Raw genomic sequence first — 1,083 nt, 5'->3', positions numbered from 1 at the left:
TCAGCATTCGACGACGTTGACGGCGAGGCCGCCCATCGCGGTTTCCTTGTACTTATGGGACATGTCCTTACCCGTTTCCCGCATGGTCACAATGACCTCGTCCAAGGAAACCCGGTGCGTCCCGTCACCCCACAACGCCATCTTCGTGGCATTGATCGCCTTCGCCGCAGCGATCGCGTTCCGCTCAATACACGGAATCTGCACCAACCCCCCGATCGGATCACACGTCAGCCCCAGATTATGCTCCATCGCGATCTCCGCGGCGTTCTCCACCTGACCCGGCGTACCACCCATCACCTCAGCCAACCCCGCAGCAGCCATCGACGACGCCGAACCCACCTCACCCTGACAGCCCACCTCAGCCCCCGAAATCGAGGCCTGCTCCTTATACAACACACCCACAGCACCCGCGGCGAGCAGGAACTTCACCACCACATCGTCCTTGTCTTTTTGGCTGGCCTTGTCCATGCCCGGCGCGTAATTCAACGCGTAATACAACACCGCCGGGATAATCCCCGCAGCACCATTCGTCGGCGCCGTCACCACCCTGCCACCAGAGGCGTTCTCCTCATTGACCGCCAAAGCAATCAGGTTCACCCACTCCTGCCAATACTTCGGATCATTCCGGTCCTTATCCTCCTTCAGGAGCCGCTCCAACCAATCAGGAGCACGACGACGGACCCGCAACCCACCCGGCAACACACCCTCACGCTTCAAACTGGTTTCAACACAGGCCTCCATCACCTGCCAAATATGCAGCAAACCCTCCCGGATCTCCTCCTCGGACCGGGACGCCCGCTCATTAATGAACATGATGTCGCTGATCCCCAACCCCTTGGACGCACACCGGCCCATCAACTCCGCCGCCGTCCTGAACGGCAACGGCAACTCCTTCTTCGATTCCTCAAGCTCCTGCCGGGCCGAGTCTTCCTCACCCTCCCGGACAATGAACCCACCACCCACCGAGAAGAACGTCGCCTCCCGCACCAGGCTTCCCTCAGCATCAGAGACAGCAAACTTCATCCCGTTCGTATGCCGCGGCAACACCGTCAACGGATGCAACACCATATCCTCCACCGCATA

1 protein-coding gene is annotated in these 1,083 nt (G+C 60.0%); it reads right to left on the bottom strand.

Annotation, left to right across the window (positions count from 1 at the left end; genetic code table 11):
- Positions 1–1,083 (bottom strand): L-serine ammonia-lyase (locus GVL04_RS24050; RefSeq protein ID WP_159709168.1); only part of this gene is annotated, 1,083 nt, incomplete at its 5' end.

Origin of the sequence: Arthrobacter sp. 18067 (assembly GCF_902706295.1) — a bacterium.
Taxonomy (GTDB): domain Bacteria; phylum Actinomycetota; class Actinomycetes; order Actinomycetales; family Micrococcaceae; genus Arthrobacter.
Note: the sequence above shows the minus strand (reverse complement) of the source record. Positions and strands in the feature narration are given on the sequence as shown.